This is a genomic window from Rhizobium sp. SG741 (assembly GCF_012275435.1).
In the GTDB taxonomy this organism is placed as follows: Bacteria; Pseudomonadota; Alphaproteobacteria; order Rhizobiales; family Rhizobiaceae; genus Rhizobium; species Rhizobium lusitanum.
Genome location: NZ_JAAZQP010000001.1, coordinates 76,931 through 94,283, shown reverse-complemented (window position 1 = coordinate 94,283; position 17,353 = coordinate 76,931). Strand labels below are relative to the sequence as shown.

The 17,353-nt window shown below is 58.7% G+C and carries 24 protein-coding genes and 2 tRNA genes; 4 read left to right on the top strand and 22 right to left on the bottom strand.

Going from position 1 to position 17,353, the window contains the following annotated elements; translation table 11 throughout:
• Positions 1 to 333: 333 nt before the first annotated feature.
• The 10 genes from FHT29_RS00565 to FHT29_RS00520 all read right to left on the bottom strand — a co-directional run bounded on the left by FHT29_RS00565 (position 334) and on the right by FHT29_RS00520 (position 6,499).
• Positions 334 to 409: transfer RNA gene (locus FHT29_RS00565), tRNA-Phe, on the bottom strand.
• A 196-nt stretch (positions 410 to 605) separates the two neighbouring features.
• On the bottom strand, positions 606 to 821 hold the full coding sequence (yacG, locus tag FHT29_RS00560) for a DNA gyrase inhibitor YacG (protein WP_037200052.1): 216 nt from the start codon (positions 819 to 821) through the stop codon (positions 606 to 608).
• Positions 822 to 826: 5 nt separating this feature from the next.
• Positions 827 to 1,447, bottom strand: a complete 621-nt coding sequence (locus FHT29_RS00555) for a Maf-like protein (RefSeq protein ID WP_047555254.1) — start codon at positions 1,445 to 1,447, stop codon at positions 827 to 829.
• A gap of 114 nt (positions 1,448 to 1,561) precedes the next feature.
• Entirely contained in the window at positions 1,562 to 1,780 is a 219-nt protein-coding gene (gene infA, locus FHT29_RS00550; protein ID WP_004117876.1) for a translation initiation factor IF-1, read from the bottom strand.
• Between the two features lie 142 nt (positions 1,781 to 1,922).
• Complete coding sequence (locus FHT29_RS00545) at positions 1,923 to 2,402, bottom strand: low molecular weight phosphatase family protein (RefSeq protein WP_052211978.1); 480 nt, start codon at positions 2,400 to 2,402, stop codon at positions 1,923 to 1,925.
• Between the two features lie 5 nt (positions 2,403 to 2,407).
• Complete coding sequence (locus FHT29_RS00540; RefSeq protein ID WP_037200050.1) at positions 2,408 to 2,881, bottom strand: UPF0262 family protein; 474 nt, start codon at positions 2,879 to 2,881, stop codon at positions 2,408 to 2,410.
• Positions 2,882 to 2,884: 3 nt separating this feature from the next.
• Positions 2,885 to 4,183, bottom strand: a complete 1,299-nt coding sequence (gene hisD / locus FHT29_RS00535) for a histidinol dehydrogenase (protein ID WP_037200094.1) — start codon at positions 4,181 to 4,183, stop codon at positions 2,885 to 2,887.
• 60 nt (positions 4,184 to 4,243) lie between these two features.
• Positions 4,244 to 4,687 carry a DUF2948 family protein gene (locus FHT29_RS00530; protein WP_037200049.1) on the bottom strand — a complete coding sequence of 148 codons (444 nt, stop codon included), beginning with the start codon at positions 4,685 to 4,687 and terminating at the stop codon, positions 4,244 to 4,246.
• 133 nt (positions 4,688 to 4,820) lie between these two features.
• Positions 4,821 to 6,113, bottom strand: coding sequence for a UDP-N-acetylglucosamine 1-carboxyvinyltransferase (gene murA, locus FHT29_RS00525; RefSeq protein ID WP_047555253.1), 1,293 nt, complete (start codon positions 6,111 to 6,113; stop codon positions 4,821 to 4,823).
• Positions 6,114 to 6,226: 113 nt separating this feature from the next.
• A complete protein-coding gene (locus tag FHT29_RS00520; protein ID WP_244655185.1) occupies positions 6,227 to 6,499 on the bottom strand; it encodes a hypothetical protein in 273 nt (90 codons plus the stop codon).
• 155 nt (positions 6,500 to 6,654) lie between these two features.
• Here FHT29_RS00520 and FHT29_RS00515 point away from each other — a divergent pair.
• Positions 6,655 to 6,729: transfer RNA gene (locus FHT29_RS00515), tRNA-Thr, on the top strand.
• A 731-nt stretch (positions 6,730 to 7,460) separates the two neighbouring features.
• On the opposite strand, the gene FHT29_RS00510 is transcribed toward FHT29_RS00515, so the two are convergent.
• From FHT29_RS00510 to FHT29_RS00490, 5 genes are all read right to left on the bottom strand, one after another.
• Positions 7,461 to 8,183, bottom strand: a complete 723-nt coding sequence (locus tag FHT29_RS00510) for a deoxynucleotide monophosphate kinase (RefSeq protein ID WP_246702967.1) — start codon at positions 8,181 to 8,183, stop codon at positions 7,461 to 7,463.
• The gene (locus tag FHT29_RS00505) at positions 8,180 to 8,533 is read right to left on the bottom strand and encodes a CAP-Gly domain protein (protein ID WP_168598992.1); all 354 of its coding nucleotides are present in this window, start codon (positions 8,531 to 8,533) and stop codon (positions 8,180 to 8,182) included. The genes FHT29_RS00510 and FHT29_RS00505 overlap by 4 nt, the downstream gene beginning before the upstream one ends.
• Complete coding sequence (locus FHT29_RS00500; protein ID WP_210255344.1) at positions 8,530 to 9,270, bottom strand: hypothetical protein; 741 nt, start codon at positions 9,268 to 9,270, stop codon at positions 8,530 to 8,532. The genes FHT29_RS00505 and FHT29_RS00500 overlap by 4 nt, the downstream gene beginning before the upstream one ends.
• A gap of 223 nt (positions 9,271 to 9,493) precedes the next feature.
• Positions 9,494 to 9,706 carry a hypothetical protein gene (locus FHT29_RS00495; protein WP_210255343.1) on the bottom strand — a complete coding sequence of 71 codons (213 nt, stop codon included), beginning with the start codon at positions 9,704 to 9,706 and terminating at the stop codon, positions 9,494 to 9,496.
• Positions 9,703 to 10,971, bottom strand: coding sequence for a metallophosphoesterase (locus FHT29_RS00490; protein WP_168598991.1), 1,269 nt, complete (start codon positions 10,969 to 10,971; stop codon positions 9,703 to 9,705). The genes FHT29_RS00495 and FHT29_RS00490 overlap by 4 nt, the downstream gene beginning before the upstream one ends.
• Positions 10,972 to 11,059: 88 nt before the next feature.
• On the opposite strand from FHT29_RS00490, the gene FHT29_RS00485 reads away from it, so the two are divergent.
• Positions 11,060 to 11,413 carry a hypothetical protein gene (locus FHT29_RS00485; protein ID WP_246702966.1) on the top strand — a complete coding sequence of 118 codons (354 nt, stop codon included), beginning with the start codon at positions 11,060 to 11,062 and terminating at the stop codon, positions 11,411 to 11,413.
• A 46-nt stretch (positions 11,414 to 11,459) separates the two neighbouring features.
• Here FHT29_RS00485 and FHT29_RS00480 read toward each other — a convergent pair whose 3' ends face one another.
• On the bottom strand, positions 11,460 to 11,756 hold the full coding sequence (locus FHT29_RS00480; RefSeq protein ID WP_246702965.1) for a hypothetical protein: 297 nt from the start codon (positions 11,754 to 11,756) through the stop codon (positions 11,460 to 11,462).
• 14 nt (positions 11,757 to 11,770) lie between these two features.
• The gene (locus FHT29_RS00475; RefSeq protein ID WP_168598989.1) at positions 11,771 to 12,064 is read right to left on the bottom strand and encodes a dehydrogenase; all 294 of its coding nucleotides are present in this window, start codon (positions 12,062 to 12,064) and stop codon (positions 11,771 to 11,773) included.
• Here FHT29_RS00475 and FHT29_RS00470 point away from each other — a divergent pair.
• Positions 12,051 to 12,272, top strand: a complete 222-nt coding sequence (locus FHT29_RS00470; protein WP_168598988.1) for a hypothetical protein — start codon at positions 12,051 to 12,053, stop codon at positions 12,270 to 12,272. The two genes, FHT29_RS00475 and FHT29_RS00470, sit on opposite strands and share 14 nt — an antisense overlap.
• A gap of 80 nt (positions 12,273 to 12,352) precedes the next feature.
• Here the strand turns inward: FHT29_RS00470 and FHT29_RS00465 are convergent, their stop codons facing one another.
• The gene (locus FHT29_RS00465) at positions 12,353 to 12,538 is read right to left on the bottom strand and encodes a hypothetical protein (RefSeq protein ID WP_168598987.1); all 186 of its coding nucleotides are present in this window, start codon (positions 12,536 to 12,538) and stop codon (positions 12,353 to 12,355) included.
• Between the two features lie 110 nt (positions 12,539 to 12,648).
• The gene (locus FHT29_RS00460) at positions 12,649 to 13,281 is read right to left on the bottom strand and encodes a hypothetical protein (RefSeq protein ID WP_168598986.1); all 633 of its coding nucleotides are present in this window, start codon (positions 13,279 to 13,281) and stop codon (positions 12,649 to 12,651) included.
• A 95-nt stretch (positions 13,282 to 13,376) separates the two neighbouring features.
• On the opposite strand from FHT29_RS00460, the gene FHT29_RS00455 reads away from it, so the two are divergent.
• Complete coding sequence (locus FHT29_RS00455; RefSeq protein ID WP_168598985.1) at positions 13,377 to 13,583, top strand: hypothetical protein; 207 nt, start codon at positions 13,377 to 13,379, stop codon at positions 13,581 to 13,583.
• Between the two features lie 3 nt (positions 13,584 to 13,586).
• Here FHT29_RS00455 and FHT29_RS00450 read toward each other — a convergent pair whose 3' ends face one another.
• The 3 genes from FHT29_RS00450 to FHT29_RS00440 are packed head-to-tail and all read right to left on the bottom strand — an operon-like array spanning position 13,587 to position 17,276.
• Entirely contained in the window at positions 13,587 to 14,681 is a 1,095-nt protein-coding gene (locus tag FHT29_RS00450; protein ID WP_168598984.1) for an SGNH/GDSL hydrolase family protein, read from the bottom strand.
• Positions 14,681 to 16,009 (bottom strand): hypothetical protein, encoded by a 1,329-nt coding sequence (locus FHT29_RS00445; protein ID WP_168598983.1) that lies wholly within the window; start codon positions 16,007 to 16,009, stop codon positions 14,681 to 14,683. Before FHT29_RS00445 ends, FHT29_RS00450 begins: the two co-directional genes overlap by 1 nt.
• Positions 16,002 to 17,276, bottom strand: a complete 1,275-nt coding sequence (locus tag FHT29_RS00440) for a hypothetical protein (RefSeq protein ID WP_168598982.1) — start codon at positions 17,274 to 17,276, stop codon at positions 16,002 to 16,004. The genes FHT29_RS00445 and FHT29_RS00440 overlap by 8 nt, the downstream gene beginning before the upstream one ends.
• Positions 17,277 to 17,353 lie beyond the last annotated feature (77 nt).

Sequence of the window (17,353 nt, the reverse complement as noted above, 5' to 3'; positions counted from 1 at the left end):
CCTCGATAGCTTGCTATTGCAATAAACGCCGGACTTAACGAGATCACTTATCCCGCTAGTATCTAAGGTGCGGTAAGAGTCGCTTCGAATCAATAGGTGACCCGTACAATAATTCGTACGCTTGATTGCAAATGTCATCAACATGTTGAAGGGACCATGCACCGAATTAATGAAGAACGCCCTTAAGTTGTTGCAATCAACGACACCCCATCAAGGGATGTACACCCTCGAAAAGACAACTTGACCGGCTTTCCCATGCGGGAAGCCCGGCCTTGATGAACCGAGCGAGACCAGCGTCAACCCGACAATATCAGCATAATTTTGGAGAAAAGATGGTGCCCAGAGCCGGAATCGAACCAGCGACACGCGGATTTTCAATCCGCTGCTCTACCAACTGAGCTATCTGGGCATCCGAGCTTCGCGTACGGATAAGAGCCTTGAAAGGCTCTGGGCGGTTGGTTCGCCCCGGAAGCGAGCGGGGTTATAGCATCTTGTTCGTCCATGTCCAGCCGCAAATGACTCTTTTTTGACAGGAAATGGAGTTTTGGCAATTCACGAGCAAAATGAAGGGGTTCGCAACGCCGAACAACGCAGGGAAGCGGTGTTTACTCGCTCTCGGAGCCGTCGGCTTTCTCCTCTTCCTCGGTAACGGGAATGGCGTAGGAGCCATTGAGCCACCGCGAAAGATCGAGCGAACGGCAGCGATCCGAACAGAAGGGATAGTGTTCGCGTACCGAAGGACGGCCGCATTCCGCGCAAGCGCGCGTCTTGCGCAGCGGCTCGATCTTCGAGCCCACCTTGATCTCACCAACCTTCGTCATGATTCCTATCCTTCCTGCCATCCGGCGTGAACGTCGAATCCCTCGCCCGCCAGCAAAAGCATGGTCTCATAAAGCGGCAATCCGACGACATTGCTGTAGGAGCCGATCAGCTTCTGCACGAAGGAGCCCGCAAGCCCCTGGATGCCATAGGCTCCGGCCTTGCCCCGCCACTGGCCGGACGCCAGATACATTTCGATATCACGGCTGGAAAGCCGCTTGAAGCGCACCTTGGTCTCCACAACTTTCTGACGCAGCTTGCGGTCCGGGGTGATCAGGCAGATCCCAGTATAGACGACATGGCCTCGTCCCGAGAGAAGATGCAGGGCCGAAGAGGCTTCGTCGACGAACTCCGCCTTCGGCAGGATACGCCGGCCGACGGCAACGACCGTATCGGCGGAGAGAATATAGCTGCTCTGCCAGGCGACATCGCTCTTCACGGCCGCGAACGCCGCCTCGCCCTTCTCAGCCGAAAGCCGCCGCGCCAGCGAGCGCGGATGCTCCGACTTCTTCGGCGTCTCGTCGATGTCCATGGGCATGAGACGTGAAGGCTCGATGCCTGACTGGTGCAGGAGCTCGACGCGACGCGGCGATCCGGAAGCCAGTATCAGCTTGTGTTTCAACGCCATCAGACCTCGACCTGTCATGCGGGGATGAGAACCGGCTCCAGAGCATGATGCCGAAAAGTGTTAGGGGATTTCGGGCGACATCATGCTCTACTTCTTTGAACCCAGAGCGGCGAACTATTTGAAACGGTAGGTGATGCGGCCCTTGGTCAGGTCATAGGGGGTCATTTCCACCAGCACCTTGTCGCCGGCAAGAACGCGGATGCGGTTCTTGCGCATGCGGCCTGCCGTGTGGGCGATGATCTCGTGCTCATTTTCCAGCTTCACGCGGAATGTCGCGTTCGGCAGGAGTTCGGTGACGACACCGGGAAATTCGAGGACTTCTTCTTTCGGCATTAAAGCTTCTTTTCCTGTCGGTTGAGGTCGGCGCCCATGGCAAAAAGCCGGGGGTCGCCGGAAATTGCGCGGAAACTACACAATCGCCGCGGTTTTGTGAACCTCGTTGATAAGGGTTTCTGCATTTGTTTCATCCGCAGCTCTAAAGCGAGCCGCGATGTTCCACAAGTCGGCTTTCGATCAGCCCGAGAAGATAGTCCCGAACCTCGCGATAGGCGGTGAGAACCTGCTCGCGGGTTCCGTCCGTCGCGGAGGGATCCATGGTCGGCCAATAAATGACATCCACGGCATTGGCCCTGGTCAATTCCAGGGCGGCGTGATGCGCCTCCGGCGAGAGCGTGATGATGACATCGAAGAAATCATCCTCCAGTTCCTCCATGGTCTGCGGCTGCCGGCGGCCGAGCGAAAGCCCCATCTCATCAAGCACGACATCGACGAAGGGATTGCGCTCGCCGGCGCGCACGCCCGCCGAGGCGATATAGGTGCCCTGCGGCAGCATATAGCGCGCGATCGCCTCGGCCATCGGCGAGCGGATGGTATTGAGCCCGCACATGAAGAGGATGGCGCCGGGCGCTTTGCCACCATGCTCGCCCCCCTGCCTCTGCTCTGGCACCCGCCCCATGACAGTCACCCGCGCCAATAGAGCACGCAGACAAGCGTAAAGAGCCGGCGGGCTGTGTCGAAATCCATGACGATCTTGCCGTTCAGCCGGTCCATCAGCGTCCGGGAGCCTTCGTTGTGGATGCCGCGCCGGCCCATGTCGATCGCCTCGATGCGACTGGGCGTGGAGGAGCGTATCGCCTCGTAGTAGCTCTCGCAGATCATGAAGTAATCCTTCACGATGCGGCGGAACGGTGTCAGCGACAGGATGTGCGTGGCGACGACGACGCCATCTTCCGTGCGGATATCGAAGACCAGCTTCTGGTCGACCAGCGACAGATTGAGCAGATAGGGGCCGCCCTTGTGTCCCACAGGCTCGAAGCTGTTTTCCTCGATCAGGTCGAAGATGGCGACGGCGCGCTCATGTTCGACATCCGGCGTCGAGCGGCCGATCGTGTCGTCCAGGACAACGTCGCTCAGCCGGAAGACGCCTTCAGCCATGCCTCACCCCTCGAGATTGAGGCGGATCGCGACGGACCGCGCGTGTGCGTCCAGCCCCTCGGAATTGGCAAGCGCGATCGCCGCCGGTCCCAGCGCGCGTAGCTGTTCTGGCCCGAGCCGCAGGATCGACGTGCGCTTGACGAAGTCGAGCACGGAAAGGCCGGACGAGAAGCGGGCGGAACGGGCCGTCGGCAGCACATGGTTTGAGCCGCCGACATAATCGCCGATCACTTCGGGCGTATGGCGGCCGACGAAGATCGCGCCGGCATTGCGGATACCGGCAAGCAACGCGTCGGGATCGTCAACGGCGAGTTCCACATGCTCGGCGGCGATGCGGTTGGCAAGCGGAACGGCCTGCCTCAGATCGGCTACCTGGATGATGGCGCCGAAATCCCGCCAGCTTGCCGCCGCCGTCTGCGCCCGGCTCAACTGCTTGAGCTGGCGCTCGACGGCGCCTTCGACAGCCTTGCCGAATTCGGCATCGTCGGTGATCAGGATCGACTGCGCGCCCTCGTCATGCTCGGCCTGCGCCAAGAGATCGGCGGCGAGCCAATCCGGATCGTTGTTCTTGTCGGCGATGACGAGCACTTCCGAAGGGCCGGCGATCATATCGATGCCGACGGTGCCGAAAACATGCCGCTTGGCGGCGGCCACATAGGCATTGCCGGGGCCGGTAATCTTGTAGACCGGAGCAATCGTCTCCGTGCCATAGGCAAGGGCCGCGATCGCCTGCGCGCCGCCGATGCGGTAGATCTCCTCGACGCCGGCCATGCGGGCAGCGGCCAGCACCGCCGGGTTGATGGCGCCGCCCATGGTCGGCACCGTGATGACGACACGCTCGACGCCGGCGACCTTGGCCGGCACGGCATTCATCAGCACAGAGCTCGGATAGCTTGCCGTACCACCCGGCACATAGAGGCCGACGGCTTCGATCGCCGTCCAGCGCGAGCCGAGGCCGACGCCGAGATCGTCCTCATAGATATCGTCCTTCGGCAATTGCCGGCGATGATGCGATTCGATGCGGGTGGCGGCAACCTTGAGCGCCCCCAGCACCTCGGAGGGAACGGCTGCGATCGCCGCATCGATCTCGGCTTCGGCGACGCGCATGGGCGTCGTGGCGAAATCGATGCCTTCGAATTTCTGGGAATAGTGAGCAAGGGCGGCATCGCCGCGCGTCCGCACATCGTCGATGATGCCTCGCACTACGGCATTCACATCTTCGGACACTTCCCGTTTGGTCGTCAGAAAGGCGGCAAACTGCTGCTCGAACCCTTCCGATGCCTGATCCAGCCAGATAGCCAACGCTGATAATCCTCTTTCATCGAGGCCGCCCTGAGCGGCCGGCATTCATCGATCGCCTGCCTATTCGCCCGCATCCGGATGGCGGGGCTTATGCGCGGTTTCCCATGCGCCGCCGATATCGGCAAGCTGAACCTCGATGCATTCGACATCGAGCGCAATGGTGGCCTTGCCGGCAAGCGTCAGCTCGATCGTACCGTCAGGCCCCTCGCCCTTCTGCTCGAAGCGGATGGCGAGCAGCGACAGCACCTCGTCGCGGTTGCGCCGGTCGACGCCATTGGAGCGCACGGCCTGCACCCGCTTGAACACCAGCGCGGCGCGATGGCGCTGATAGGGTTTGCCGCGCTCGCCGGATTGTTCCCAGGCAAAACGATTGGCCGCAAGCGAGAACTGCCCGAGCGTCGGCGCAAAGGACATGTCGCCGACCTTGAAGACGCTATCCTGCATATGCGCGGATATGACGCCCAGATCTTCGTTGTCGAGTGCCATTAGCTTCAGATCGCCCATTCGCCCTTTATCCCCGATCGCACAATCGAAACGCCGTAACAGACGTTTCCCTTCTGTGGACATAGGATGCGAGCGCAAAAGACGCAACCGAAGAAAGCGGGCTCGCCCGCTCTCTGCACGACAAGAAATAATTTTAGTCGCTGATGCGCTCGACCACCGCGCCGCAGCGCGTCAGCTTGTCTTCCAGCCGCTCGAAGCCACGATCGAGATGATAGATGCGCGACACCACAGTCTCACCCTCGGCGGCAAGGCCGGCGATGACGAGCGAGACGGAGGCGCGAAGATCGGTCGCCATGACCGGCGCGCCCTTCAATCGCTCGACACCCTCGATGCGGGCCGTCTGGCCGGAAAGCGAGATCCTGGCGCCGAGGCGGGCGAGCTCCTGCACATGCATGAAGCGGTTTTCGAAGATGGTTTCGGTGATATGTGCGGTACCCGACGAGCGCGTCATCAGCGCCATGAACTGCGCCTGCAGGTCGGTCGGGAAGCCGGGGAACGGATCGGTGACGATATCGACGGGCTGGATGCCGCCGCCGTTGCGCTTGATGCGGATGCCGTTATTGGTCGCCGAAATATCGGCGCCGGCGCGGCGCAGGCTTTCGAGCGCGGTGTCAAGCAGCGCCATATCGGTATTTTCCAGGCGAACATCGCCGCCGGCCATGGCGACGGCCATGGCATAGGTGCCGGTCTCGATGCGGTCAGGCAGAACGCGGTGGCGGGCACCGGAAAGCGAGGTGACGCCTTCGATGGTGATCGTGCTGGTGCCGGCGCCGGAAATCTTGGCGCCCATGGCGATCAGGCAATTGGCAAGATCGACGATTTCGGGCTCGCGTGCCGCATTGCCGATGACGGTCGTGCCGCGGGCAAGCGTCGCCGCCATCATCATTACATGCGTGGCACCGACCGAAACCTTCGGGAAGACATAGCGCGCACCGATGAGGCCGCCCTTGGGCGCCGTGGCATTGATATAGCCGGCGTCGATTTCCATGGTGGCGCCGAGCGCCTCGAGGCCCTCGATGAACAGATCGACCGGACGCGTGCCGATGGCGCAGCCGCCCGGCAGCGACACGCGCGCCTGGCCCTCGCGGGCAAGCAGCGGCCCGATGACCCAGAAGCTCGCGCGCATCTTGGCGACCAGTTCATAGGGTGCGGTCGTATCGACGATGGTGCGGCAGGTGAAATGGATGGTGCGGGAATAGCCGTCTTCCTGGCGCTCGCGCCGACCGTTGACGGCAACGTCGACGCCATGGTTGCCGAGGATGCGCATCAGAAGCTCGACATCGGCCAGATGCGGCACGTTCTCCAGTGTCAGCGTATCGCTGGTCAAAAGCGAGGCGATCATCAGCGGCAGGGCGGCATTCTTGGCGCCGGAGATCGGAATGATACCGTTAAGCTCGTTGCCGCCGACAATCCTGATACGATCCATATGTGCAATACGGGCAAGGCCCGCCTTTCCTGAAGTTCCGTCCGCCTGGGAAAAAGCGCTCTTTAGACGAAATAGATTAAGGCTTCAATTCGTTTGATGATGGGCGACATCAATCATTGCGATTCGTCCATTTTTGCGGCAGCATCCGGCTCATCCCCAGCTTTTGCAGCCGGCAGCCCATCCGTCTCGTCCGCCTGCCCGGCGCGGCGGGCGCGCACCTGCTGCTTGCGACGCGACAGATTCTCGCGCAGCTTCAGCGCCGCCCGCTCGCGCCGCCTGTCCGCCTCGGTTATCTGCTTGCCGCCCGCGAGCTCACCCGCCTCGCCGGCGGTCAAACCGCCCTGCAAAACCTTGCCGTCATCGATTTTCGTCTTGTCCGCACCCATCTCTTCGTCATAGCGGAAAACCCCGCCCGTCAAAAGACCGACACATTTTTTCCCACGATCTTTCACCGAAGTTGAAAATTGCGGCTTGCACTCAGCCCCGACCTATGGCAATAGCCGCCTCGCCCAATACGGCGCACTTAACCGCGCCACGGTATGCTGCTATAGCTCAGGGGTAGAGCACTCCCTTGGTAAGGGAGAGGCCGAGAGTTCAAATCTCTCTAGCAGCACCAGTTTTTCTTAATAAAAACAACCATTTACAGAAATAGCGCCCTACTTGGCGCTGCGCTACTGTGCAGAACAAAGCGCGAAAATGTACGTGAAAACGCTCGGTTTCGTACAAAATCTGTACAGGGTGGTGCATGCTTCGTTCTGCCCGCCCTCTGCCATTCTCGTGCCAATCGCACACATTTGTCACATCTAAACAACACGCTTCGGCTGCTGGTATCACGAGTTCATATTCGTGTTGCTCGTGCCGCCTTTTGCGGTATTACTCAACATGGGCTTGAACACCCTGACTTCACATAGGCCGTCAGCCACGCTGATTGCCGAAACAATGCGCTGCTTAGCGGCAGGCGCTATCGCCAAGGTCATTGCTGGCCGGGGGCGGTGTGCCATGTCCAAGGCTCGCCTAAAAGCGCATCGGCGCGTCTGTGAAGCGCGTGTTCAACCCCCGGCTTTCGGCGCCGTGAGCCGAATGAGGGGCGAGAAGAAATGTCAGTAGCAGCGTATGTCGGGAGCGTCGCGCGGGTCTGCACCTACCGGACGACTTGGAAATTCAGAATTGGAGATGTCGTTCATTTTGACGGCATGCCAAGCATTGTTCTTGCGAGACAATGCAGCGCGATGGGGAGACAGATTTACGAGATCTGGCTTACTGGGCAACGTGACAATAGACCGTGTCGGTGGGTGGCTGGGAAGGAACTGTTATAAAAAAAGCCCGCACGAGGCGGGCCTTAGTAGGTCAAGCTACCCGCCTAAGTGCGTCGTCGACCATGCTGTAGAGCTCGTCGATTGATCCCTGGTTGACAAGGATGGCATCCATATCCTCGCATCCTTTCTCCGACGCGTGATTGCCGGCAATCCCCCCGCGACCGGCAAGAAGGTAGATGTTGCCGCCAAACTTCCTGATAGCGGCGGCCTCGTTCGGTAAGCGGCAATCGTCAACTACGACCTTGTCGCCAGAGACCAAGACAGCTTCGACACGCCGGCGCCATAGGCTTATCCACAGATCCTCGCCGATGCATCCCCGCCCCCACTCCGTCCCGAGCGTCTGCATGGCGTGCCGCGGCGTCTTGCCAAGCAACTTCGAGCTTGGTTGCTCCTTGAGAGCGCCCTCGATCTCAGCTTCCGTCAGACCGATCGCGCGCATCATGTCTTTCAGCGGGCCAGCGAATTTCACCAGCTTGTAACCGCGCCGCTCGACGAGATGGCGAGTGGCCGTCGATTTGCCGCTGCCCGCCACGCCAGTGAAGGCGACGACATCGGGAAAATTGTCGTTGGCGGCTGGCATGCGTCTGAGAACGCCATCCGCACCGCAGTCAGTCGCCTCCGCCTTTCCGATCGCAGCTCCGAGCGCAGCTACCTGATTATTGTCATTGGCCGCCTTGGCCGGCGACAGGCACGGAATGCCGATGAGATCCCCATCTACGGTCCATGGAGACCAGTTGTCCGAATTGGGTGTCATACCTTCTCCTCTTCCTTCACAGGCGCCCTACGGCGCGGTTCTTCGATCGACGGTGCCAATGGCTGGCCAGGATTTAGCAACGCACGCAGCGAACCAAGGCGGTCGGCTACGAGCGGGCGGAAGCGCGTGGCGCGGAACGGCATCTCATCCGCACCGTAGCCGCCAGGATCTGCGCCGCGCGTCACCTCGGCCAGCCGCACGCCGACGAATTCACCGTCAATGTAGTGCGTGTACGGCCCCACCCACGACAGGGTATAGATTTCGCCCTCTTGGATGCCTTGATCGATACTGACGTGCGGAAAGGTGGCATCGACGCAGACGACTTTTTGTCCGACATAGAAATGGTTCACGCCGCCCTCCTCGACTGCTCCGTGTCGCGCGCCAGGGCTTCGAACGTCCAAAGGAATTCTTGCTCAGCTTCCTGTGGCGTCCAACAACGGATCCAGACGCCAAGCGGATTATTGTGGCGAGCGTGCCAGGGCATCGGCCGCATGTTGACGAGCTCGTCGCCGATGATGCGCGTGTCGGCCTCGTGGACAATATCGGGGATCTCAGCGTTCAGTCCGAACCGCTTGGCGACGGCAAGCCAGTTCCGCTGTTCGATCTCCTTGTAGTTAGCCAGCCACGGCTTGAGCGGTCGCGGCACGTCGACGCAATACGTCTCCGGTGCGTCATGCAGCAGCCCATACAGCGCAGTCATCGGCCCATAAGTGGATCGGAGCCAGCGCGCGATAAGAACGCTGTGTTCGGCCACGCTGTAGTGCAGGATGCAATGTCCAGCGTATCGGCACTGCAGGCTGAGCGAATGCGCAATGTCCTCAATAAAAACTTCTTCCGGCCGAGGATCACACGGCCAGTATTGACGGCCGGTGTATGTGGCCATGAAGTCGCCTTCGCGGCGATCGAGGCCGATATAGTGCCCCACGGCAAAGCCGGCAGACTGCCCGCTCTCATCGGGTGGCGTGTTGTCGTTGGCAGCGACCAGCGTGCGCTGTACGCCGAGTGTGGTGATTGGGTCGCTATACTGTTTCTGCGAAAACGGTATAACTCCGTCTTCGTCTGGAATTCTTCCGCCATATAGGGTCATTCATGTCTCCTCTTCTTGGTAGTCGCCGCCGGCTGGTGACCGGCGGCGGGTTGTTATTTCAGTCGGATTGCGCCAGGCAGCTTTCCGCCGCCTGCGTGCTTTGTGCATGCCTCGTAATTGTGGTAGCTACCGCCGCAGTATGTGCAGCGAAGACTTCCTGCCGTGCCATTCGATGGGCAACATGTATAGGGGTGGCCATGCTTGCCGCAGTAGCCGCAGCGCATCAGACGACCCACCCCATGAACTTCTTGAGCGTATCACCTATGCGCGCGGCCACACCGCAATGCTCTTGGGTGCGTCCGTACGTGGTCATGTGTTCCCCGTGCGGCTCAGGTGTGTCGTGGCAGCGTCGACCGTAAATTACTACTTGGTCGTATCCGTAGTCGTCAGCGATGCGCTTCGCCGCAACAATGGGTATTTCCGTCATCGCCTTCATGCCGCCCTCTTCTGCTCAGCCGGTGTGTTGTCGTTCGCCGCATCCATCATGGCGACACGCACACGCGAAACCTCGCCGAACTGCCGGTGATATGAGATCGACTGCATCGACCGGCCCGACAGGAAGCCGGAGCCGAAATGCCACGCATCCTGAGGCGTTGGCGTCTGATGGCTCTCAGAAATCACGCCGTTGCCCTCTGTGGCGATCTTGCTGGTGTGATGGATGTGGAACCCATGGACGTAGCGGAAGCGCGTGGCGCCCCAATCCTCGGCCCGGCGGTGGGCCATGATGCTGGCCATGTCCTTCAGCTTGACGGTGTGGCCGTGCGTGGCGCCGAGCATGACAGATCCGAATCTGAACCAGAAGAATAGCGACGGATCGACGTCTACCGTCACGCGCGGCTCATTGCGATACCAAGCCAGCAGGAAGTAGGCGACCGCAACGGACGCGTGTTCATCGTGATTGCCTGGCAGGATTCTCACCGTCACGTGGCCATGTCTTCGCAGGTTGGCGTCAATCGCGCGCACGACGAGGCGGCAAGCCGTCATCAGCACCTTTTGATAGCGCCCGTCGACCTGCAGAGCATTGCCGGAACGCGCCGTCTTGTTTTCGTTCGTATCGCTGTGGAGCAGATCGCCACCGCCCAATACAATAGCGTCGGCGCTTGGCGGCGTGCGTGCAATCAGATCCTCGACTGCATCGCCAATGACCCGCTCCGCGATCTTCAGATCCCAATTGGTGTCAGTCTCGCGATGCCAGGCGAACAAACCGATATGCCAGTCTGCTAGCGGAGTCAGCGTGAGCAGCGACGTAGCCGGTGCCAAGACAAGCGGAACTGGCTCGGCCGGAGGCACGTCTACGAAAGCTTCTTTCAGGATCGCCGCAATATCCTGCGGAGCGTATTCGTTGCGGGTCTTGATCCACTGCTGCATGATCCGGCCTTCCGGATCAACAAGCGCTGAAACACCTTTGATGGTGTGACCGGCCGGAACGTTGAACTCTTCGCCTGCCTCTGGACGCTGCTGAACGAACTCGCGAACGACATCGCCGTCTTCATTGGTGACGGTAGTCGTCTTCGTCAGGCGAAATCCAGGCAATACCGGCTTCGTGCCTAGCATCCCGCGCTCAGCCGCAACTTTTAGCCTGTGATTGAACGTCTGCCTTGGCAAGCCAAGCAGCACTGCCGCCGCAGTCTTTTCGCCAAGAGCGACATACGCGTCGGCGGCTTCTTTGGCGAGTTCGTCGCTCAGTAGTGGTGTTGGCATTCCGCCTCCTAGTTAAGTCGCATCGGATACAAAGAATGATGGAACGTTGTTGTAAACTTACAAATTTGTCAAGAAACGCACTTGACGCTTGACTGAGAACAAAAAAGGAACAAATATTCAGTCAGTGAGGTGCGTTATGTGGAAGCTTTGGGAATCGATCATTCCTGGCAGCAAGCCGCGATACAAATGGCGGCATAGCTGGATGGAAAAGCCGGGAACGGATTTCGTCGGTTTCGACGGCGATAGGCAGATAGGTCGCATTTTCCAAATCGATGAAGCGTGGACCAAGGAAAAGTGGTTTTGGATCGTTCACACGGAGGGCGAATGCAAGATGAATTGGCCAACTGCAGGTTACGAGATCGACGTCACATATGCCGCTTGCCGCGTCGAAATGGTCTATGAGCACATTCGCAGAGGCGAGCAGCGGTCAGTGCCAGATTGAGCACGAACGAAAAAAGCCCCTACCCGGCAAAGGATAGGGGCTTCTGTCAGCTCGAGCGCGCTGCGCGCTGAGGCTTGTTCTGGTTCTCGACTACGCGATCGACACGAAGCGTCATATTATCGATGGCTGTTTTCACGCCGCCGATTGCGCCCATGATCTGCTCTGTCGTCTCGCGGAGTCCCTCTTTGGTGATGTACTTCTCCGCGGTGTGGAGCTTGTGCTCAGCCAGATCCTCGCGGAGCACAGTTGTCTCTGTTTTCACCTTCTCGACCTTGGCGTCTATCTTCCACCAGATACCCCAGCCGGAGCCGGCAACCATGATGAAGAACCCCACCACTTTCATGATGTCCTCCGCCGTCATTTCTTAGCCGCCAATCCGCGATCTCGCTCCGCATAGAAATCACGAAGCGCGGCCTTGCTGCGTCGGCAATCGATAAGCGCCTTTCGGTCTTTGATCCAAAGGCTTTCTGTCTGGCTTTGCGCCAGTGCGTCCTTGCCGATGTCGACGGGCTGCGCGCAATCTTTGGTGAGCGCGGAATCCGGGGCGGCCAGTGAAGGTGCCGGCGGAGGGCTAACGTATTTGGTTGACGCGGAGCACGCTGGAAGCGCCAAGAGCAGGGCGGCCAGCGTTAGGATCTTGGCTAGCTTCACGCTGCAATTCCTCGATTTTAGATTGAAGGGTGTCGTTATCGGCCTGCATCTGCGCGATGCGTCGTGCTTCTGCGGCCTTGGCGGCGTCGTTAACGGCGCTCTGCCGCTCGACCTCATCAGCGCGTGCCGTAGCAGCATCTGCCTTCATGGTGGCGATGGTGGCTGTGTAGGCCGTAGCCGCCCGCTGATAGCCGCGGTGATCGGCTAGTAGATAGACGCCGACGAACGCCAAGACAGCCACGAGGGCGCCAGATATCCAGCGCCCAATGCTTGTGCTGAGAAAAGCGATCATGTCGACGGACCTGCGTTATCAGGGCTACCTGGCTGCTTCGCCTTGTTCTTGTCATCGGCGATCGAGCCGAAGACGTAGGAGGCGAAGATCAGCCCGATGAGGCCATTCAGGTTGATGAAAGCCGTGTCGAGTAGCGGATTGGTCTGGACATGGAACATGGCCCAGCCTGTGATTGCGCTCATGGCAATCCCCGACCAAATCAGGGCGATGAAGATGATCCGGCGCCGCGCCGCCCAATCACCGGACGCCTTATGATCCATGAAAAACTTCGAAATCATTCCGGGCTCGGCCATTAAGATGCCCCCTCGATCGCCGCCGCGAACTTCCGGGCGTAGCCGGCGATATCAGCTGCCCGATCCGTACCGTTGATGATCTTGCGGGCGCCGATCCAGTCAGTTGTCGTAGCCGTGAAGAAATCGGAGAGCTTCCTGCCGGTGAATCGGCCGTTGGTCATGCCGTCAAACAGGATCTCGACGGCCTTGACGGGATCGAGCGCCATGTCTGGATTGTCGGCAATGCCATACTTGGCGTAGTTATCGTGGCCGGTGATCTGCACCAGTCCGCGCCCGCGATATTTCCATCCGTCGCCGCTTGCTTCGTTGCCGTTGCCCATGCGGTTCGCATAGGCACGGTTCGCGATGCGCTGCGGCTGGCGGGCATAGGATGCCGCCTGCGCAGCGGTGAAATATTTCGGGAAGGTGGCGCGGAGGCCGGCCGCCGAATAGTTCAGGTTCTCCGAGATGGCACACATGGTGTTGTCCGCCTCGTGATAAACCGTCGCCAGCATATAGGCGAGCCAGCGGTTATCGAACGGCTTGGCTTGCCAGGCGTCAATAATGGCCTCTGTGCCATTCACCTGATTCGTCGACAGGCGCCCGCCAAACAGCGAAGTGCGCACCGCGTCGAAGAATTTTGAGTGGTCCATTGTAGGCTCCAATAGAAAAGGGCCGCCGAAGCGACCCCGTAGATTATTTTCTGATTTTTGGTATAAGCAGGGACCTAGATTGCAGGAGAGACCAATTGTTTGGCTTCAGTCTGAAAAAAGATCGCGGCGTTTCCGCTCAAATTGGTGCATGGGAAAAAACTTCGAAGTTCTTCCCGGTCTGGCTTGTCGAAGGCGAATGGTCCTGGGAGGACGGGCAGCTGTGGCGTCGCCGATCGCCGGACGGTTGGCAGTACACTCAGGACGAACCGACGTGGGAAGAGCGCGAAGCCGCTGCCTGGTAGCCATCAGTTCACGAACTTCATCGCTTCTGCTGCGATCATGTCGGCGATATACTGATGGCCGATGTCATTTGGGTGAGCCGCGCTGTTCATAAGCCCATCTGCATTTGCGCGATCCCACGACCGCGAGAATATAGATCTCGTGTCGACGAAACCGCATCCATATTGTGCCGCAACGCTTTTGGCCGATTCTGCGTAGACTTCGTATGTGCCATTGATGAATGGACCCGAACCCGTGGCGGGCGGATCGACCACGATGATGCAGTTACCACGCACGACCGAAGTAACAGCCATGGCCGCCAGATTTCGCTTGAAAAAATAGGCCGTGTTGTTGGTGAGTAGATCGTTGGTCATGCAGTAAAGTACGACGAGATCGGCGGTAAAGGCCGCTAGACCACCGAGAGGTGCCCAAGGCGTCCCGTTGTCGGCGAACGTGTCGGAAGTTTGCCCACGGCCTCCAGATACCGTCACTGCGATATTAGGGACTGTGACGGGGATAAACTCGACGCCATTCCAGAATGCCGGCCCAGCTCCACCATTTTCCTTTACCGTTAGGAGCGTGTTGGAGGCTCCCGTCGACAAGGTTTTAGATTGGAGAGAATTCGCACCATTCTGGTTCAATGACGTCAATAGGCCATTGTCAACGTAAATGCCCACGTTTTGCGAAAGACCCGGAGAAAGAGGATACCAAATATTCAATCCGTTGAATGAGAAACCCGGCTGATAGGTGAGATATCCTTTATTTGGCGTCGTTCCGGGTTGCCATATATGCCGCCCACCCAAAATATTGTTTGAAGGATGCGATGCCCACCCTACCCCAAAGCCAACGCGAGTATCGAAGGTGTTGATGTTCGTGCCATCGATGCTGGTGTTGTAATCTCCCATCCATCCGGTTCGCTGCGCCGTAAGGCTGTATCGCGCAAAGCTCGCGGTCAGCTTTTCACAGAAACCGGTGAGCGCCGTCCCGATAAGACCGCCTGAACTGCCGGAACCTTGACCTGCAACGTGAGAATGACCGTGCACCAAAATTCTGGCGGAAGGACCGCCAGCAACTGCCGCAGCAACCTTTCTCCCGAAGATGCTTCTATTTGTGATGGTCATCAGAACGCCCCGTTCGTGTAAATGCCGCTCATGGTCAAGGACGTCGTGGCGCTGAAATTTGCATCTGTAAGCGCCACAGGACCCGTTGAACCGGCTACACCGATTGACACGGATGTTGTGCCAGTTGCGATAACGCCAAAGGTGGGGCTCTGGGTTACAAAATTACTGCCAGAAACTATAAGCAAACTTCCGCCTGAACTTGTTGCAAACGGAAGGCCGCTTATAGTTGCCGCACCCGTAGCGGAGCCTTTTGATGTCAAGGTGATACCGAAACTTGCGTAAATCAGAGGCCCTATACGCTGATATGTCCCCGATTGAACGCTATAGGTGATGCCGGTCGACGAGCCTCCGAATGCCAAGACTGGCGTCCAGCTACCGCCGACCGTAGCCGTCGCAGTTGCTGCCGATGTCAGGCCGAGGTTTGTGCGTGCCGCGCTGGCTGTTGCCCCTGCCGTGCCACCTTGCGCGATCGATAGCGGCGTCGCCAGACCGGTAAGCGAAGTGATGTCGCTGTTTGCCCCAGAGGCGGCGGCCGACAGGGCGCTCCTAGCTGCTGCGGCAGTGCCACCTCCAGTACCCCCCGACGTAATTGGGAGGACGTTCGCTAGGCTCAGGCTGTTGATATTAACTACGCCGGTTGAACGGGTAATCGATAGTGGGGTATCTATAAATGTTCCAGCATCCGAGTAGCGGTTAAAGAATAAATCGGAGCTGACATTACCTCCAGACTCCGTTCCACCTGTTACACCTCCAATCCAACGAGTGCTGCCGCTGGAGTTGAATTGCCAGCCTCGAGTATTTGCTGCTGGAGTGTTAAAGACGTTTGCTTGACTGGTAGAGGTGAAGGTTTGCACCCCAGACCAAGTATTAGCCCCGTCCAAGAAAGGAATAGCGGTTCCACTCGTCCCGGTATTCTGAGTCGCGGCCGTGCCAAGCCCAAGATTGGTGCGCGCACCAGAAGCGGTAGAAGCGCCCGTGCCGCCGTCGCCAATCGCCAGATCAGTGATCCCGGTAATCGAGCCGCCGGTGATCGTGACGGCATTCGAATTCTGATGCGCCATCGAGCCTAGCGCACCGCAATCCGTGATTATATTGGCGCTTGTTCCCCAGCACGCAATATCTCCCAAGGTCGGAGATGTGGTGCCCGGCTTGAGGAAGTCCGTTACCGGCTCGCGGCCCGCCAATCCGGCACTGTCGTGCCCCACAATATTGGTAAGGGTCCGTGTAGGAAGTCTATCGATCGACACCGTTGCCGATTGCGCATGTGCGCTGGTCGCGACAACGCATAGCGCGAGAATGCCGAAGAATATGTTCTTCAGTTTAAGCATACTGACCTCCATTCGAAGAGACCCCGGCCGATGTCCCCGGGAAGTAATTCGGGCCGGCGCCAAAGGTGTTGATAACGCCATTCAAATTGGCGACATAGCGAACTCCAGTGACGGTACCGGTCACAGTTGCTGCTGGATTGCCTACAAGAATTGCGCCGAGGGCGGTAGCATTCGCGACATTGGTATAGACGGGACCGTTAGTGATTGTGATCGACGCGGCGATAACGATCGAACCCTGCTGCACATACAGCATATTGACCGCAGATCCGCCGAATTTGCAGCCAGTAGAGATGGTTATGCTGGCGCCAGCAGAGCAAACAAGATTGGAAATCGTGCCAACGGCGTCCGTGCCGAATGTGACATTCTGCAAAACGAGGTTCGTGCCAGAATTGATCGCGATAACGCAGGCATTTGAAGAAATAGCTGCACTATTTTTGACAAAGACGCCTGTGAGGAATACTTGACCGTATGAGGCGCCGACTAGTCCAGAGCTGCCGCCGGCCGGACCAGCGCCAGCGATAATGTAGGTATCCTGAGAAGCCGTACTTCCTTTGATCTCAATCGAGCCCACGTTTGCAAATATGGGGCCGGGAGGCGCATAGGTACCAGCAATACCTAGCTGGATGATCAGCCTACTATTCGCCAGGAAATAGCGAGTATTTCCAAATGCCACAGCGGCGGCGATAGTTGCAAAGGCATGAGCGGAATCATTTGCCGATCCGTCGTTGGCGTCATTCCCATCTGTTCGCACATAAAGAGTGACGTTACCGGCCGAGATAACAGGGATCTCGCTATAGGAAATCCCCTGAATCTGCCACGCAGAACCTGTGCAAATGAACTGCATTATTGCGTTGGCAGGCAGGTCACCGATTTGCAGAGCATTCCCTAGACGGGTTTGGATCGGAAGAGGGCCGGCGCCGGCGTCAAGGGTGGCGGCGCCAGTGTTTTTCGTCGTGATCTTCAAAACCACGCCGATGCCTGCGGTATTCGAGGTGACGGCCGGGGTCAGCGTGGTCGTCAGCGCATTTGCCGTGCCGCCGGCCACTGCATAATTGAGTTTCCCAGACTGGATAGCCTTCGCTACCTGAGACAAATCGCTATTGCTGGGCGTCAGTCCGGCAGCCTGGATGAGCGCAATAAGTTCGCGCTGCGGATATTCGACGGCGCCGGCCGGTATGATCGATCCTTGAATGCCCGACGATGGGTTGCCGTTAACATATGACGCGTTCGGATTGGATGTCTGATCGTATGGTTGACTGTACTGCATAAAAATGTGCCCAATAAAAAAAGGCCTCGCAAGAAGGCCTTTTGTTGGAAGAAATGGGGTGGGTGCGGCTGTCGAGC

Excerpts from the sequence above, each read along its gene's own strand:
- FHT29_RS00450 (WP_168598984.1), bottom strand. The coding sequence starts at position 14,681 with ATGACCATCACAAATAGAAGCATCTTCGGGAGAAAGGTTGCTGCGGCA.
- FHT29_RS00460 (WP_168598986.1), bottom strand. The coding sequence starts at position 13,281 with ATGGACCACTCAAAATTCTTCGACGCGGTGCGCACTTCGCTGTTTGGC.
- FHT29_RS00445 (WP_168598983.1), bottom strand. The coding sequence starts at position 16,009 with ATGCTTAAACTGAAGAACATATTCTTCGGCATTCTCGCGCTATGCGTT.
- FHT29_RS00555 (WP_047555254.1), bottom strand. The coding sequence starts at position 1,447 with ATGGCGTTGAAACACAAGCTGATACTGGCTTCCGGATCGCCGCGTCGC.
- infA (WP_004117876.1), bottom strand. The coding sequence starts at position 1,780 with ATGCCGAAAGAAGAAGTCCTCGAATTTCCCGGTGTCGTCACCGAACTC.
- FHT29_RS00510 (WP_246702967.1), bottom strand. The coding sequence starts at position 8,183 with ATGACACCCAATTCGGACAACTGGTCTCCATGGACCGTAGATGGGGAT.
- FHT29_RS00480 (WP_246702965.1), bottom strand. The coding sequence starts at position 11,756 with ATGAAAGTGGTGGGGTTCTTCATCATGGTTGCCGGCTCCGGCTGGGGT.
- FHT29_RS00495 (WP_210255343.1), bottom strand. The coding sequence starts at position 9,706 with ATGAAGGCGATGACGGAAATACCCATTGTTGCGGCGAAGCGCATCGCT.
- murA (WP_047555253.1), bottom strand. The coding sequence starts at position 6,113 with ATGGATCGTATCAGGATTGTCGGCGGCAACGAGCTTAACGGTATCATT.
- FHT29_RS00520 (WP_244655185.1), bottom strand. The coding sequence starts at position 6,499 with ATGGGTGCGGACAAGACGAAAATCGATGACGGCAAGGTTTTGCAGGGC.
- FHT29_RS00545 (WP_052211978.1), bottom strand. The coding sequence starts at position 2,402 with ATGGGGCGGGTGCCAGAGCAGAGGCAGGGGGGCGAGCATGGTGGCAAA.
- FHT29_RS00465 (WP_168598987.1), bottom strand. The coding sequence starts at position 12,538 with ATGAGCGCAATCACAGGCTGGGCCATGTTCCATGTCCAGACCAATCCG.
- FHT29_RS00490 (WP_168598991.1), bottom strand. The coding sequence starts at position 10,971 with ATGCCAACACCACTACTGAGCGACGAACTCGCCAAAGAAGCCGCCGAC.
- FHT29_RS00540 (WP_037200050.1), bottom strand. The coding sequence starts at position 2,881 with ATGGCTGAAGGCGTCTTCCGGCTGAGCGACGTTGTCCTGGACGACACG.
- yacG (WP_037200052.1), bottom strand. The coding sequence starts at position 821 with ATGACGAAGGTTGGTGAGATCAAGGTGGGCTCGAAGATCGAGCCGCTG.
- FHT29_RS00500 (WP_210255344.1), bottom strand. The coding sequence starts at position 9,270 with ATGACCCTATATGGCGGAAGAATTCCAGACGAAGACGGAGTTATACCG.
- FHT29_RS00530 (WP_037200049.1), bottom strand. The coding sequence starts at position 4,687 with ATGGGCGATCTGAAGCTAATGGCACTCGACAACGAAGATCTGGGCGTC.
- FHT29_RS00440 (WP_168598982.1), bottom strand. The coding sequence starts at position 17,276 with ATGCAGTACAGTCAACCATACGATCAGACATCCAATCCGAACGCGTCA.